Source organism: Microvirga sp. 17 mud 1-3, assembly GCF_003151255.1.
Lineage (GTDB): Bacteria > Pseudomonadota > Alphaproteobacteria > Rhizobiales > Beijerinckiaceae > Microvirga.
This window is the reverse complement of the sequence record NZ_CP029481.1, coordinates 1,794,542-1,806,994: the sequence shown is the minus strand read 5'-3', so window position 1 is coordinate 1,806,994 and position 12,453 is coordinate 1,794,542. Positions and strand designations below refer to the sequence as shown.

General features: G+C 62.7%; 19 protein-coding genes. 12 read left to right on the top strand and 7 right to left on the bottom strand.

Annotation, left to right across the window (positions count from 1 at the left end; all coding sequences use genetic code 11):
• The first annotated feature begins 90 nt into the window (after positions 1-90).
• The gene (locus C4E04_RS08575; RefSeq protein ID WP_109596706.1) at positions 91-303 is read left to right on the top strand and encodes a hypothetical protein; all 213 of its coding nucleotides are present in this window, start codon (positions 91-93) and stop codon (positions 301-303) included.
• A 51-nt stretch (positions 304-354) separates the two neighbouring features.
• Here C4E04_RS08575 and C4E04_RS08570 read toward each other — a convergent pair whose 3' ends face one another.
• From C4E04_RS08570 to C4E04_RS08545, 6 genes are all read right to left on the bottom strand, one after another.
• Positions 355-735, bottom strand: coding sequence for an SgcJ/EcaC family oxidoreductase (locus C4E04_RS08570; protein ID WP_109596704.1), 381 nt, complete (start codon positions 733-735; stop codon positions 355-357).
• A gap of 311 nt (positions 736-1,046) precedes the next feature.
• On the bottom strand, positions 1,047-1,487 hold the full coding sequence (locus tag C4E04_RS08565) for a cyclic nucleotide-binding/CBS domain-containing protein (protein ID WP_109596702.1): 441 nt from the start codon (positions 1,485-1,487) through the stop codon (positions 1,047-1,049).
• Between the two features lie 35 nt (positions 1,488-1,522).
• Entirely contained in the window at positions 1,523-1,909 is a 387-nt protein-coding gene (sdhD, locus tag C4E04_RS08560; RefSeq protein WP_109596700.1) for a succinate dehydrogenase, hydrophobic membrane anchor protein, read from the bottom strand.
• 5 nt (positions 1,910-1,914) lie between these two features.
• Complete coding sequence (gene sdhC / locus C4E04_RS08555) at positions 1,915-2,292, bottom strand: succinate dehydrogenase, cytochrome b556 subunit (RefSeq protein WP_109600949.1); 378 nt, start codon at positions 2,290-2,292, stop codon at positions 1,915-1,917.
• A 191-nt stretch (positions 2,293-2,483) separates the two neighbouring features.
• Entirely contained in the window at positions 2,484-3,323 is an 840-nt protein-coding gene (locus C4E04_RS08550) for a succinate dehydrogenase iron-sulfur subunit (protein ID WP_109596697.1), read from the bottom strand.
• Complete coding sequence (locus C4E04_RS08545) at positions 3,320-3,631, bottom strand: DUF6522 family protein (RefSeq protein ID WP_245416272.1); 312 nt, start codon at positions 3,629-3,631, stop codon at positions 3,320-3,322. The genes C4E04_RS08550 and C4E04_RS08545 overlap by 4 nt, the downstream gene beginning before the upstream one ends.
• 120 nt (positions 3,632-3,751) lie before the next feature.
• On the opposite strand from C4E04_RS08545, the gene C4E04_RS08540 reads away from it, so the two are divergent.
• From C4E04_RS08540 to C4E04_RS08515, 6 genes are all read left to right on the top strand, one after another.
• Complete coding sequence (locus C4E04_RS08540; RefSeq protein ID WP_245416271.1) at positions 3,752-4,048, top strand: cupin domain-containing protein; 297 nt, start codon at positions 3,752-3,754, stop codon at positions 4,046-4,048.
• Between the two features lie 185 nt (positions 4,049-4,233).
• A complete protein-coding gene (locus C4E04_RS08535; RefSeq protein ID WP_109596693.1) occupies positions 4,234-4,557 on the top strand; it encodes a helix-turn-helix transcriptional regulator in 324 nt (107 codons plus the stop codon).
• Positions 4,554-4,985: an SRPBCC domain-containing protein gene (locus C4E04_RS08530; RefSeq protein WP_162559329.1), complete on the top strand. Its 432-nt coding sequence runs from the start codon at positions 4,554-4,556 to the stop codon at positions 4,983-4,985. The genes C4E04_RS08535 and C4E04_RS08530 overlap by 4 nt, the downstream gene beginning before the upstream one ends.
• Positions 4,986-5,009: 24 nt before the next feature.
• A complete protein-coding gene (locus C4E04_RS08525; RefSeq protein ID WP_109596691.1) occupies positions 5,010-5,237 on the top strand; it encodes a hypothetical protein in 228 nt (75 codons plus the stop codon).
• A gap of 1 nt (position 5,238) precedes the next feature.
• On the top strand, positions 5,239-5,673 hold the full coding sequence (locus tag C4E04_RS08520) for a DUF1801 domain-containing protein (protein WP_109596689.1): 435 nt from the start codon (positions 5,239-5,241) through the stop codon (positions 5,671-5,673).
• A 77-nt stretch (positions 5,674-5,750) separates the two neighbouring features.
• Positions 5,751-6,179, top strand: coding sequence for a DUF1801 domain-containing protein (locus C4E04_RS08515; protein ID WP_109596687.1), 429 nt, complete (start codon positions 5,751-5,753; stop codon positions 6,177-6,179).
• Between the two features lie 75 nt (positions 6,180-6,254).
• Here the strand turns inward: C4E04_RS08515 and C4E04_RS08510 are convergent, their stop codons facing one another.
• On the bottom strand, positions 6,255-7,058 hold the full coding sequence (locus tag C4E04_RS08510; RefSeq protein WP_162559328.1) for a pentapeptide repeat-containing protein: 804 nt from the start codon (positions 7,056-7,058) through the stop codon (positions 6,255-6,257).
• A 372-nt stretch (positions 7,059-7,430) separates the two neighbouring features.
• On the opposite strand from C4E04_RS08510, the gene C4E04_RS08505 reads away from it, so the two are divergent.
• The 5 genes from C4E04_RS08505 (at position 7,431) to C4E04_RS08485 (ending at position 12,403) form a co-directional block, all read left to right on the top strand.
• Positions 7,431-8,162, top strand: coding sequence for an outer membrane protein (locus C4E04_RS08505; RefSeq protein ID WP_109596683.1), 732 nt, complete (start codon positions 7,431-7,433; stop codon positions 8,160-8,162).
• A 172-nt stretch (positions 8,163-8,334) separates the two neighbouring features.
• Positions 8,335-8,619 carry a hypothetical protein gene (locus tag C4E04_RS08500; RefSeq protein ID WP_109596681.1) on the top strand — a complete coding sequence of 95 codons (285 nt, stop codon included), beginning with the start codon at positions 8,335-8,337 and terminating at the stop codon, positions 8,617-8,619.
• A 180-nt stretch (positions 8,620-8,799) separates the two neighbouring features.
• Complete coding sequence (locus C4E04_RS08495) at positions 8,800-9,462, top strand: Crp/Fnr family transcriptional regulator (protein ID WP_109596679.1); 663 nt, start codon at positions 8,800-8,802, stop codon at positions 9,460-9,462.
• Positions 9,463-9,608: 146 nt separating this feature from the next.
• A complete protein-coding gene (locus C4E04_RS08490) occupies positions 9,609-10,646 on the top strand; it encodes a Fe(3+) ABC transporter substrate-binding protein (protein WP_371682059.1) in 1,038 nt (345 codons plus the stop codon).
• Positions 10,647-10,690: 44 nt separating this feature from the next.
• The gene (locus tag C4E04_RS08485) at positions 10,691-12,403 is read left to right on the top strand and encodes an iron ABC transporter permease (protein WP_109596677.1); all 1,713 of its coding nucleotides are present in this window, start codon (positions 10,691-10,693) and stop codon (positions 12,401-12,403) included.
• The last annotated feature ends 50 nt before the right edge of the window (positions 12,404-12,453 follow it).

The following is a 12,453-nucleotide window of genomic DNA, read 5'->3' as shown; positions in this document are numbered from 1 at the left end:
CTATGGGAATCCGGTCGCACCGCCCCCAGGCTATCGTGGCCCTCCGCGGGCTTCCGGACGGGGCGCCGCTTTGGAAATGGAGACGGCGACATGGCCTCGGACCTTCACCTGCCTCACGCCTTTCCGCTGGGCGAGACCGAATTTGCGGCAGGCGGCCTTTTCAGGCTTCTCAAGACCGCCTTCGCGGATCCGGACCTCGCAAGCGAGATCACCGCGGCGATCGAGCGGATCATCGACGCCAAGGTCGCGGCAAGTCGCGACCGGGACAGCAGGGATCGCCGCCCTGCCTTGAGCGAGCTTTAGTGCATCGCTCCCGAAAGTGGACTGTACAGTACCGAGGGCGCAGCAGCGCCCTCACTTTTGGGTCAGAAGGTTCGCATCGCGTGCCAGCCGCCACCGCCCATCGGCCTCTTTGCGAAGAAGCGTGAGGGTATGGCCAGATCGATGCATGGGAACGCCGCCTGGTGGCGTAGCGCTTATCTCGATGCGGCTGCGGAGAAACGCCCAATCCTCCAGGACCATCAGTTCCAGAATCTCACTCGCGCCATCGATTTGAACGCCGCGCATGCCTTTTGAGGCCTCCGCGAACGCCTCCTTGCCGAAGGGCTCCTGGCCCGGGACCATGAAAACCACGTCATCCGTCATCAAGGCGAGCACGGCCTCGATATCACCGGCCCGGCTTGCCGCCATCCAGGCCTCGACCACATGCCGGATGGCCTTCTCGTCGTCTGTCATTTCATGATCCCCCGGATCACAGCTGCCTATAGGTCGGACGGAGGTCAGTCCGCCCACGACACTAACGGCAGAGAAAACCAGACAACGGAGCCGCCTACCACCCGGATTGTCACTCATGGACGGGATTGGACGTCGGGTCTCAGCCCGAAAATTCTCGGCATTCGGTAGCAAAGACCACCAAAACCTCGGTAAGTGACCGGCTCAGAATGTTCTCATCTCGTTGGGCACGCGGGAAATTCCGGGCGGCGGGGAAGCCAACGAGCGGCGAGCCCGGATGATCCTGCCGAGTGCGCGGCGACAATGCCAAGCGACTATTGGTATCCGACGCTCATGACGTAATCTCGCAAAAGGGATTCCTCGTTTTCGACCTCCTTGAGGAGGACTTGCAAGGCGTCTCGCGCGTTGAGCACGCCGACCGGTCGGGCCTCGGCGTCGGTGACCGGAATGTTCTTCAACCCACGTTCCTTCATCGTCGACCAGATATCGTTCAGCCAGTCTCCTGGATGACATATGACGACGTCCCGGGTCATCACTATGGCAGCCGGGGTGACGCAACTCGAGCCTTGGCAGTGGCTGATCTGGCCGACCACATCCGTCTTCGTGATCACTCCCGTCAGGCGTCCAGCCGGATTGCATACGACAATGAGGTCGGTCCCGGCTCGAAGAAGCTTTGCGGCCTCCATCAGGGGGGCATCGCTCCCGATCGTGACGAGCCGCTCGCGAGCCCCGGGTAACAGTCTCTCGACAAGCATCGATCCATCCCCTTATCGTCGGGCAGCTTTGCCATTCAGGTACCGAAAGCAATACGCAAAGTCGCGATGATTCCGGCGATCATGAGCGCCGAGCAACCAAGCTGGGCTGCGATGGTTCCGGCGAACTTCGTCCAAGAGTGTCGGTAATCCTCGATGATGACCCGGAGGCCGAGCGCCAGATGGTAGAAGAGGGCAATCAGCAGGGCGATCATGAGGACCGTCACATACGGTTTCCTCAGCCAGGCCATGAAGCCGGCATAGTCGCTGGCCGTGTGAGCAATGATCGAAGCCACGAACCAGAGCGTCAGCGGAACGAGAGCAACGGCGGATATCCGCTGCGCCCACCAGTGCTCGATACCGGATTTCGTGGAGCCAAGCCCGATGGCGCGGGCGAGTGGCGAGCGCATGCTCTTCCGGTTCATCGGCTCTAGCCTCCCATGACCAGGCTGAGGCCCCAGGCAGCAAGCGTGAGCGCAACACTGGCCGCAACGACCACCCAGCCCCAAAGGTAGATTTGTCGGAGTTCGAACCCGTGGACGGTGTCCCATACCAGATGCCGGATGCCGCCACAGAGATGCAGAAAGAACGCGAAGGTGAATCCGAACAGCACGATTTGCCCGGTCCAGGACACGATGGCGCTCTGCGCAACGGCGTATGCCTGCGGACCCGAAGCCCCGGCCATCAGCCAAGCCACCAAGCCGACCGCCCCAATGCCCAGGACGACCCCCGTGATCCGGTTGGCGATCGACAGAACCGATGTGAGTTGCGGGCGGTAGATCTGGATGTTGGGGGAGACTGGCCGCATCCGTTCTCCTGCGAGCACCGGCCGGTTAGCCGCATGCACTTCCCTGCCGCCCGTCCGCCCGCTCTCAATGGTACCTTTGAGTTCCTGTGGGCCCGGCACCGTGCTGGACAGCGCAGGCTTGGGAAACGGGCGATCGGATTCCGTGGACATCTCTCCTCCGTTCACATTCCAAACCTGTATCGAGCCTCCGATCAGCTCCGGCGTTCGACCATCATCCTCTTGATCTCGGCGATGGCCTTTCCGGGATTTAGCCCTTTCGGGCAGGTTCGGGTGCAATTCAGGATAGTGTGGCAGCGATAGAGTCGAAATGGGTCTTCCAGTTTGTCGAGCCGCTCTTCGGTCGCCTCGTCGCGGCTGTCTGTCAGCCATCGCCAAGCCTGAAGAAGCGCCGCCGGACCGAGGAAACGGCCTGGATTCCACCAATGGCTCGGACATGCAGAGGTGCAGCAGAAGCAGAGAATGCACTCGTAGTAGCCATCGAGCTCGCGACGCTCCTCAGGCGACTGGAGCCGCTCTTGGTTAGGCTCCGGCGTCTTGGAGTGGAGCCAGGGCTCGATCATCTCGTATTGCGCAAAGAGATGCTCAAGGTCGGGAACGAGGTCCTTGATGATGCTTCTACCAGGGAGTGGATAGACCCGCGCCGGCTCAGCCAGGTCGGAGACGAACCGCGTGCAGGCGAGCCAGTTCGTGCCGTCCATATTCATGGCGCACGAACCGCAAATTCCTTCCCGGCACGAGCGGCGGAAAGTCAGCGTCGAGTCGATGTTGTTCTTGATCCAGATGAGGGCGTCGAGAACCATCGGCCCGCAATCGTCGAGATCGACCTCGAACGTATCGAGGCGGGGAGGCTCGCCCGAGTCGGGATCGTACCGGTAGATCTCGAACGCCTTCACCCGCTTGGCTTCCGCCGGGGCCGGCCACTTTTTCCCGGGTCTGATACGGGACTGTGGCGCCAAGCCGAAATTTCTCGGAACCGGAAATCGCTTGAGCAGCGTGGCGCGCGGGAGCTGTTCTGAGGACTCGATGATCATCCTGCGCCTTCCGACTCAGGTTCTCGCGGAGGCGGTCGTCGCAGGCCTGGCGGCACAGGACGATTGCCGGGGTCGACCACGGAGAGTTGCACGACCTTCCCGGCGTCATCGACGATCAGGGATAGGCGCCAGCTCTCGCGAAAGAGCGTCAGCCGATGCCGACCCGCGTCTTCATCGACCCCACGCTCGTACCGGCTCGTGATCTTACCCTCGCGCATAAGAGGTTGAACCAGAGGAGGGTCGATCCCGAGCCCCTCGCCGACTATGGTCCCGTTGATCTGGACGGCGCCGTCTTCGAATACGATCATTGGCATGCCCCAAGCATAGGCCAATCGACACCGAGTGGAGCCCATCGGCTCTCGGAGCGCAAACACAGGATACATGGGAGAGATCGGATGGCAATCCATCATGCTAAATCAGGAGAAGTCGTGGACTTGCAACCGCTTGGGGATGGTCTGCGGAACGCTCGCACGACCGCGATCGTGAAGTCCGAGGCCTTCGAGGCCGTTCGCCTCGTGGTCCTGGCCGGAAGGGAGATCGCGCCCCACCAGGTCGCGGGTAAGATCACACTTCATTGCCTGGAAGGGCGCGTCCTGCTCGGCCTTTCCGATTCGACACTGGAACTCTCGGCCGGCCAGTGGGTCTATCTCGATGGCGGCACCCGGCATTCCGTGACGGGAATTGAAGATTCGTCCCTGCTGCTCACCATCCTGTTCGACCCCTGAGTGGCGATTGGCTAGATGCTCGAGCCTAATGAGCGTCCTCGGGAATGCCGGAAACTCTTGTACGTTCTGTGCGGTCCGCTCTGCTCTTCCCGACAAAGCTCATGGGGCCCTGCACATTCCCGATTGACTCACCCATAACTCAGAAGTTATTGATCCGATCAATAGCCAGCGAGTTATGAGTCTTCATGACAAATCTCCCGGACATCCTCTTCAGGACACTCGCCGATCCGACACGGCGGGCGATCTTCGAGCGGTTGTGCCGCGAGGGAGAGCAGACTGTCGGCACTCTGACGATGCAGGCCGGGATCTCGCAGCCGGCCGTTTCCAAGCACCTCGGTATCCTGAAGGAGGCCGGGTTGGTCTGCGGCCGCCACGAGGGCCGTCAGACCCACTATAGCGCGCAGCCCGGAGCCCTGGCGCCGTTGCTCGACTGGACGCGCCAGATGACAGGGTTCTGGGAGAATCGGTTCGACGATCTCGAAGACCTGCTGAAAAGGATGGACCAATGAACGAGACGATTACCGACGCGCGGACCGTCATCGTCGAGCGGGAGATCCCTCATCCGCCGGAAAAGATCTGGCGCGCGCTCACCCAGCCGCACCTGATCGCGGAGTGGCTCATGAAGAATGACTTCCAGCCCATCCCGGGCCACCGTTTCAACCTTCGGGGCGACTGGGGCGGCGTGCTGGATTGCGAGGTTCTCACCATCGAGCCGTATACCACTCTGTCCTACACCTGGAATTTTGCGCACGAGGATGCGGCCTTCAACCTGCAGAGCGTGGTGACCTTTACACTCACGCCAACGGGCACCGGAACGCTGCTCCGCGTCGAGCAGGTGGGCTTCGGTCCGCATCAGAAGCAGGCCTACGGAGGCGCCAAGGCCGGTTGGCGGGGCTTCCTCGCAAACCTGGAGCAGGTCCTCGCGCGTGTCGATTGAGTGCAATCGCCGGAGAACATCACTATGAACTGGAATGCATGGATTCGGCAGGGCCACCGCTGGCTGTCGATCGCCTTTACGCTCGCGGTGATTGCCAACTTCGTTGCCATGGGACTGGGGGAGCCGCCTGCCCTGGTAGTCTACTCGCCGTTGCCCCCGCTTTTCCTGCTCCTGTTCAGCGGTCTCTACATGTTCGCACTGCCATATGCCGTGAAGCGGCGCGGCACGCGACGGGCTGGCGGACAGGTGTGAAATGGCGGGCGAGAAATCTCACACGGCCACGAAGCCGACCGTCCTCCTCACAGGCGGAAATCCCCAGATTGCAAAGGGTGACGGCGACGCCCCCGTGCAGGCCTACATCGCGGCCATGCCGGGCTGGAAAAGCGACGCCGGGCGTCATCTCGACGCCCTCATCGTGCGGACCGTTCCGGGCGTGTGCAAGGCTGTCAAATGGAACTCGCCCCTCTATGGTGTCGATGGCCAGGGCTGGTTTCTGGGCGTCCATTGCTTCACGAAGTACATCAAGGTGGCCTTCTTCCGTGGCGCGTCGCTGGTCCCAATGCCACCCGTCATGTCCAAGGATAAACACACTCGCTACTTTCACATCCATGAGAACGACCAGCCCGACGAGGAGCTCTTGGCCAGTTGGATCAGGCAGGCGTCGGCACTGCCCGGCTGGATTCCCTAGCAGGGACAAACTCTTCAAAAGCAGCAATCCTGCTCGGTTCACCCCAAGCGACAATTCTAGCGAAGGACAGAAACACCATGGGCACGAATGGGACTCAGGAGCTGGAGTCGCCGTCTCGGCTGATAGACGCGAAGATCGAGGCGCTCGGCGACTGGCGAGGCGAGATGCTCTCCCGGATCCGGTCCCTGATCAGGCGGGCCGATCCTGAGGTGGTCGAAGAATTGAAATGGCGCGGTGTTCCGGTCTGGTCGCATGCCGGCATCATCTGCACGGGCGAGACTTATAAGAGTGTCGTGAAGATGACCTTCGCCAAGGGCGCTTCGCTGGACGACCCGTCTGGTCTCTTCAATTCCAGCCTCGAAGGCAATACGAGGCGCGCCATCGATTTCCGCGAAGGCGACCAAATCGACGAAAACGCCCTGATGGCGCTCATCCGCGCCGCCGTAGACCTGAATTCATCTTCGGCCCGTCGTCCGAAAAAGGCTGCGACGCGCTCCGCATCTTAAAAGCCTGGCGGGTGATGATCCGCCACCTCTCCAGATGGATGCGCGGGAGAAAGAGCGGGTAGCCTGGGCCGCGCCTCACTGCTCCGTGTCGCCGCAGGGCCAGGAGGCCGGGCGGGCGAGATCCGCGGGCAGCTTCGTCTGGACCGTACCGCAAGCCATGTCGAGTTGCATCTGCGTCAGCCCGACGGCCCCGGACAGGTCGGCCGCGCCGAGTTGCGTCAGAAACAAATAGGATCTGGTGAGATTGACGCCCTTCAGGTCTGCCGTGCTGAGATCGGCCCGCGCCAAATTCGAGAAGCTGACATTCGCGCCGGAGAGCTTCGTGTTCTGAAACGAGACCCGTGCCAATTCGGCCTTCGACAGATCCGCCCCCGTGAGATCGGCGCCTGTGAAATCCGACCGGTTGAGTTCCGACTTGGAGAGATTGGCGCCCGCAAGGCGGGCCTTGGCGAAACTCGAGCGGCTCATATCGGCGAAGACCAAATTGGCGCCCTGCAGATTCGCGCCCACGAAACTGGTGCGCCAACCCATGACCTTCTCGAAATTCGCCCGCTCGAGATTGGCTCCGTCGAAGCGAGTCCTGGTCACCTCCGCGCCCACGAAGCTTGCGCCGGCAAGGCCCGCATTGGCGAGATCGCTCGCTCCCAGTGAAGCGCCGTTGAAGACCGCGCCGGTCATGTCGTCGCCCGAGAGAATGAGCCGCGCCTTGGAACAGCCGGTCCAGTTGACGCCGGGACCGGGCGAATCCTGACACCCGGCTTCGGCCGGGCCGAGGGGGAGAACCAGAAACAGCGCAAGGCCAGCCGGAAGCAGAAGGCGACCTGCAGACAATGCCCTGTCGGCTCCATGCTGCGTCCTGCAGCCCTGATCGAAATGCATTGCCGTCTCCTGTGCCATCGCTCCCGTGCGTCCCATGTCGTACCTGATTTCGTCACAGCGTCGAGCCGTTCTGTCGACCACTTGGAATGCGGACGCCCTAGAACGAAAAAGCCCTGCCGCAGATGCAGCAGGGCTAAGTTCTCTCCTCAAGGCAAGTTCCCAGTGTCGCTGGAAAATCGCTGAGGTATTGGTGCACAAGCATCAAGATCCGTCAACTTGATACTATTTCAGAAGGTTAATATAGTAGAGCGTAACTATATTGCGTATAATTGTAACATTTTAGTTTTTGTTAGTGGTGTTGCTAAACAGCAATACCCAAACTGGATAACTCTCAGTAATGTGCGGCTCTCAACTCAAGCAAGAGGAACTCTCATGCGCTCGTCTCTCCTCAGCCTCCTCGCCGGTACGGCGGCCCTGGCTATCGCTGCTTCGGCCGCTCAGGCTGCCGACCTTCCGTCGCGCGCCGCTCCGGTTCCGGTGATTGCGGCTGTGCCGGTCTTCACTTGGACCGGGTTCTACGTCGGCGTGAACGCCGGCTATGGCTGGAACACCAACGACAACGGCCGCTACTATGATCCGCTGCTCGGCTACTACGGCGGCGGCGGCAGCGACGGCGGCTTCGTCGGCGGCGCCCAGGTCGGCTACAACTACCAGATGGGTGCGTTCGTGATCGGTCTCGAGACCGACATCCAGTACGCAGACATCGGCGGCGGCAACCAGAACTACTACCTGGGCGGCTACTACCGCGACAGCAACAACGGCAACTGGTTCGGCACCGTCCGCGCCCGCGCCGGTGTGGCCTTCGACCGCGCCCTCATCTATGTCACCGGCGGTTTCGCTTACGGCGACGTGGCCAACGGCTCGAGCGCTGCTTACTACCCGGGCTTGGCCTACTACTATGGCTCGGACAACGGCACGAGCACCGGCTGGACCCTCGGCGGCGGCGTCGAGTACGCCTTCACGAACAACCTGACCGCGAAGGTCGAAGGTCTGTACGTGAACCTCGACACGAAGAACAACTACTACGGCTACTACGGCGACAAGAACAGCGCCGAGTTCGGCGTCATCCGCGCCGGCCTGAACTACAAGTTCTCGTCGTACTAAGTCGGCGTCGCTCACGCGACACCATGAGCCCGGTGGGAAACCACCGGGCTTTTTTTCGTGCCGCCGGCTCTCGCAATGCGGCCCTAAACCGTGTCGAATGACGATCCCGCGACACGCTCGACATTTTTGCGCAATGGCTTAGGTAACTGTGCGTCAATAGCGGAACAGCACCATGCGTATTCTGGCGTCCCTCCCCGTTCTCCTTATCGCTTGCGGCACCCTTGCGGCCTGCAACACGGGTGCCCCCCAGGGTGTCCTGCCGCGTACCCCCGTTCCACCGCCGCCGTCGGTCGCGGGCGGAGCCACAAAGGGCACCGCAGCGACCCGTCAAACGAATGCACAGGTGCAGCGTCGGTCCATCGACGTGCCGGACCGCCTCGAGGCCCCGCGGCCCTCATCTCCCGCAGTCGAACCTGTCATGACCGGCCGCGGCGTCGGAGCAGGCTTCCGGTTCTGACGCTCCGGACCTGCCGTCTCCGATAGAATCGCGAATCGGTCCGATAGCCCTGGATCATCGCCTCGCCCCTCCTGCACGGTCGCACATTCCCTAGCGGAATGTGCGACATCGCATATCGCCTGACATTCTCTTCGAAATGTTATATGCCCCAGCGGAACGAGAGCCGTGAGGGGAATTGCAATGACTTGGGTAGAAGCCCTCGGATGGACAGCCGCAGCTTTGTCCATCACGGGCAGCGCGATGCGCACGATCATCCCGCTGCGCTGTATCGGGATTGCCGCGAACGTAGTCTCGCTGACCTATGCGAGCTTCATGGGCCTCTACCCGAGCATGACCGTCAACCTGATCCTGCTCCCGCTCAACGGCTTTCGCCTCTACCAGATGCTGCGCCTGATCAGGAAGGTGAAGGTCGCGTCGAAGAGCGACCTGTCCATGGAATGGCTCAAGCCCTTCATGCGTCAGAGCTCCGTGAAGGCCGGCGAGATTCTGTTCGCAAAGGGCGATGCGGCGGATTGCATGTACTACACCCTCTCGGGCCGCTTCCGCCTGCGCGAATTGGGGATCGACCTGCCCCAGGGGCGCGTGGTCGGCGAGATGGGCTTCCTGTCCCCGGACAACAAGCGGACCCAGACCCTCGAATGTCTCGAGAGCGGCGAGGTCCTCAGCATCACCTACGACGAGGTGCGGCAGCTCTATTTCCAGAACCCGGAATTCGGCTTCTATTTCCTCAGGCTCACCACCGAGCGCCTCTTCACCAATATGGAGCGCATGGAGAACGAGATCGCGCGTTTGCGCCACGCGCCTGACAAGCCGCCCACAGCCGAGCCCGCCCTCTCAGCCTAGAAGTTCTCTAAACTGATGCCAGTTTAGAAATCCTATAAACCATTGAAATCACACATATTTTCATTGACGCTTCGGCAGCGTCGTGGTTCTTGCGGGCCAGAACGGGGCCTGCGGCCCCTAAACGACGTGCTGCCGAGGATTTCATGATGATGAATGCGACTTTTGCGCGTGGCCTGCTTGCCGGAGCGGTGGCTCTTGGCGCCCTTGCAGGATCGGGCCTGGCTGCCTCTGCCGAGGAAGTCGTGAACGTCTATACGAACCGCGAGCCGGGCCTCTATTCGGCCACCCTCGACGAGTTCACGAAGGCGACCGGCATCAAGGTGAACGCCATCTTCTCCGAGCAGGGTCTCGCGGAGCGGATCAGGGCCGAGGGCGAGAACAGCCCGGCGGACGTGCTGATCACGGTTGATATCGGCCGGATCCAGGAGGCGGTCGATCTCGGCATCACTCAGCCGGTCAAGTCCGAGGCGCTGAACAGCGCCATCCCGGCGCAGCTGCGCGATCCCGAGGGACGCTGGTTCGCCCTCTCGATGCGGGCACGCTCCATCTATGCGTCGAAGGACCGGGTCAAGGACACGGCGATCACCTATGAGGATCTCGCCGACCCCAAGTGGAAGGGCAAGATCTGCACCCGCTCCTTCCAGCACCAGTACAATATCGCCCTGACGGCTGCGATGATCGTCAAGCACGGCGAGGCCGCGACCGAGGAATGGCTGAAGGGCGTGAAGGCGAACCTTGCCAAGAAGCCCTCCGGCGGTGATCGCGACGTCGCCAAGGATATCCTCGCGGGCGTCTGCGACATCGGCCTCGGCAACACCTATTATGTGGGCCTCATGACCAACGGCACCAATCCGGACCAGAAGAAATGGGCCGAGGCCATCCGGGTCATCCTGCCGACCTTCAAGGGAGGCAAGACGCACGTGAACATCTCGGGCATTGCCATGATGAAGAATGCGCCCCACCGGGAGAATGCTCTCAAGCTCATGGAATACATGGTGACCCCGGCGGCCCAGCATGTCTTCGCCGACGTGAACTACGAGTATCCCGTCCGGGCCGGCATCGAGATCAACCCGCTCGTGAAGTCCTTCGGCACCCTGCACCCTGAGGAGATGAGCCTCGCCGAGGTGGCCAAGAACCGCGCCAAAGCCAGCGCGCTCGTCGACAAAGTCGGGTTCGACCGCTGACGCAAGAGCTCTCCCGATTGGGAGGGCACTTGCCTTTTCGGACCATGAGCACCCTCGCTCTCACCCATCGTTTGTCCACCACGAGCCTGCGGCGCGCCCTTAACGGCGCGCCGCTCTGGTCCGTGGCCGTCGTGGTTGCCGTGGCGGCCCTCGTCCTGGCGCCGCTCGTCTCGCTCGTGCGGATCGCCGCGCAGGGCGAGGCGACCTTGTGGGCGCAGGTGACCGTGGACGTGCTGCCGGCCGCCCTTATGGACACCGGCATGCTCCTCGCCGGTGTCGCGCTCCTTACGGGCGTGGTCGGCATCGGCGCAGCCTGGCTCGTCACTGCCCATCGCTTCCCGGGCAGGCGTGCCCTTGCGGCTCTGCTGCCCCTGCCGCTCGCGGTTCCGACCTACATCACGGCCTATATTTACGTTGAGATCTTCGACTCGGCGGGACCTGTGCAGATGGGCCTGCGCAGCCTGATGGGCTGGACCTCCCGGGGCGATTACTGGTTTCCCGAGATCCGGTCCGTCTATGGCTGCATCTTCGTGATGTCAGCCGTCCTCTATCCTTACGTCTATCTCGCCGCGCGGGTGATGTTCCTCACCCAGAGCGCCAGCATGATCGAGGTAGCGCGGACCCTCGGCGCGAGCCGCTTCAAGCTTTTCCGCGCCATCGCGATTCCACTTGCCCGCCCGGCGCTCGCGGTCGGCCTCTCGCTGGCGCTCCTCGAAGCTCTCAACGATATCGGGGCCAGCGAATATCTGGGCGTACGGACCCTGACCGTGTCGATCTTCACCACCTGGCTGAATCGCGGCAGCCTCGCGGGCGCGGCGCAGATCGCCTGCGTGATGCTGGCCTTCGTTATCGTGCTGATCGCCCTCGAACGCCGTGGGCGGCGGGACCGCCGCTACTCCCTGTCCACGCGGCGCCCGCGCGTCACCCAGCCCGTGAACCTCACTGGCCACCAGCGCTGGCTGGCGACCCTGTTCTGCGCCGTTCCGGTGCTGATGGGCTTCGCCCTCCCGGTCGCGTTCCTCGTCCGGGAGGTCCTTCGGCGTGGCCTCTCGGCTCAAGTGGACAATGCCTTCCTGAACCATCTCCTGACGACGATCGGCCTTTCGGCCGCTGCGACCGTCGCGACCCTCGCGTTCGGCATCGTCCTGGTCACCGCCTCGCGACTCGCGCGCCTGCGCCTGACCAAGACGGCGCTCGCAGTCGCGGGGATCGGCTATGCGGTGCCGGGCACGGTCCTGGCGCTTGGCCTCCTTACGCCCCTCGTCGCCATCGACACGGGCATCGGCTCCCTGTGGCGCGCCCTGACGGGCGAGCGGGTCGGCCTGATCCTCATGGGTTCCGCCGCAGGCATCGTGATCGCCTACCTGATCCGCTTCCTGCCGATCGCCACCGGCTCCCTCACGGCCGGCCTTGAGCGCGTCTCTCCGGGGCTGGAGGATGCTGGGCGTATCCTGGGCGCACGGCCGCGGGAGCTTGTCACGCGGATCCAGATCCCGCTCCTGCGCCCGGCCCTGGCAAGCGCCGCGCTCCTGGTTTTCGTGGACTGCATCAAGGAATTGTCCGCGACCCTGCTCCTGCGCCCCCTCAACACCGAGACCCTGGCGACCCTCGTCTACGGCCACGCCTCCCGAGGCGCCTTCGAGGACGGGTCCCTCGCGGCCCTGGTGATCGTGCTCGTCGGCCTCCTGCCGGTGATCCAACTGGTCCGCAGCGCCGAGGCCGGCCCGAAGAAAGCCGGCGGCTCATCGGCTTCGTAAGACGGGCTCGATCCACGCCCAACGGACGCAAGGGGCCGGCGCAAACACCG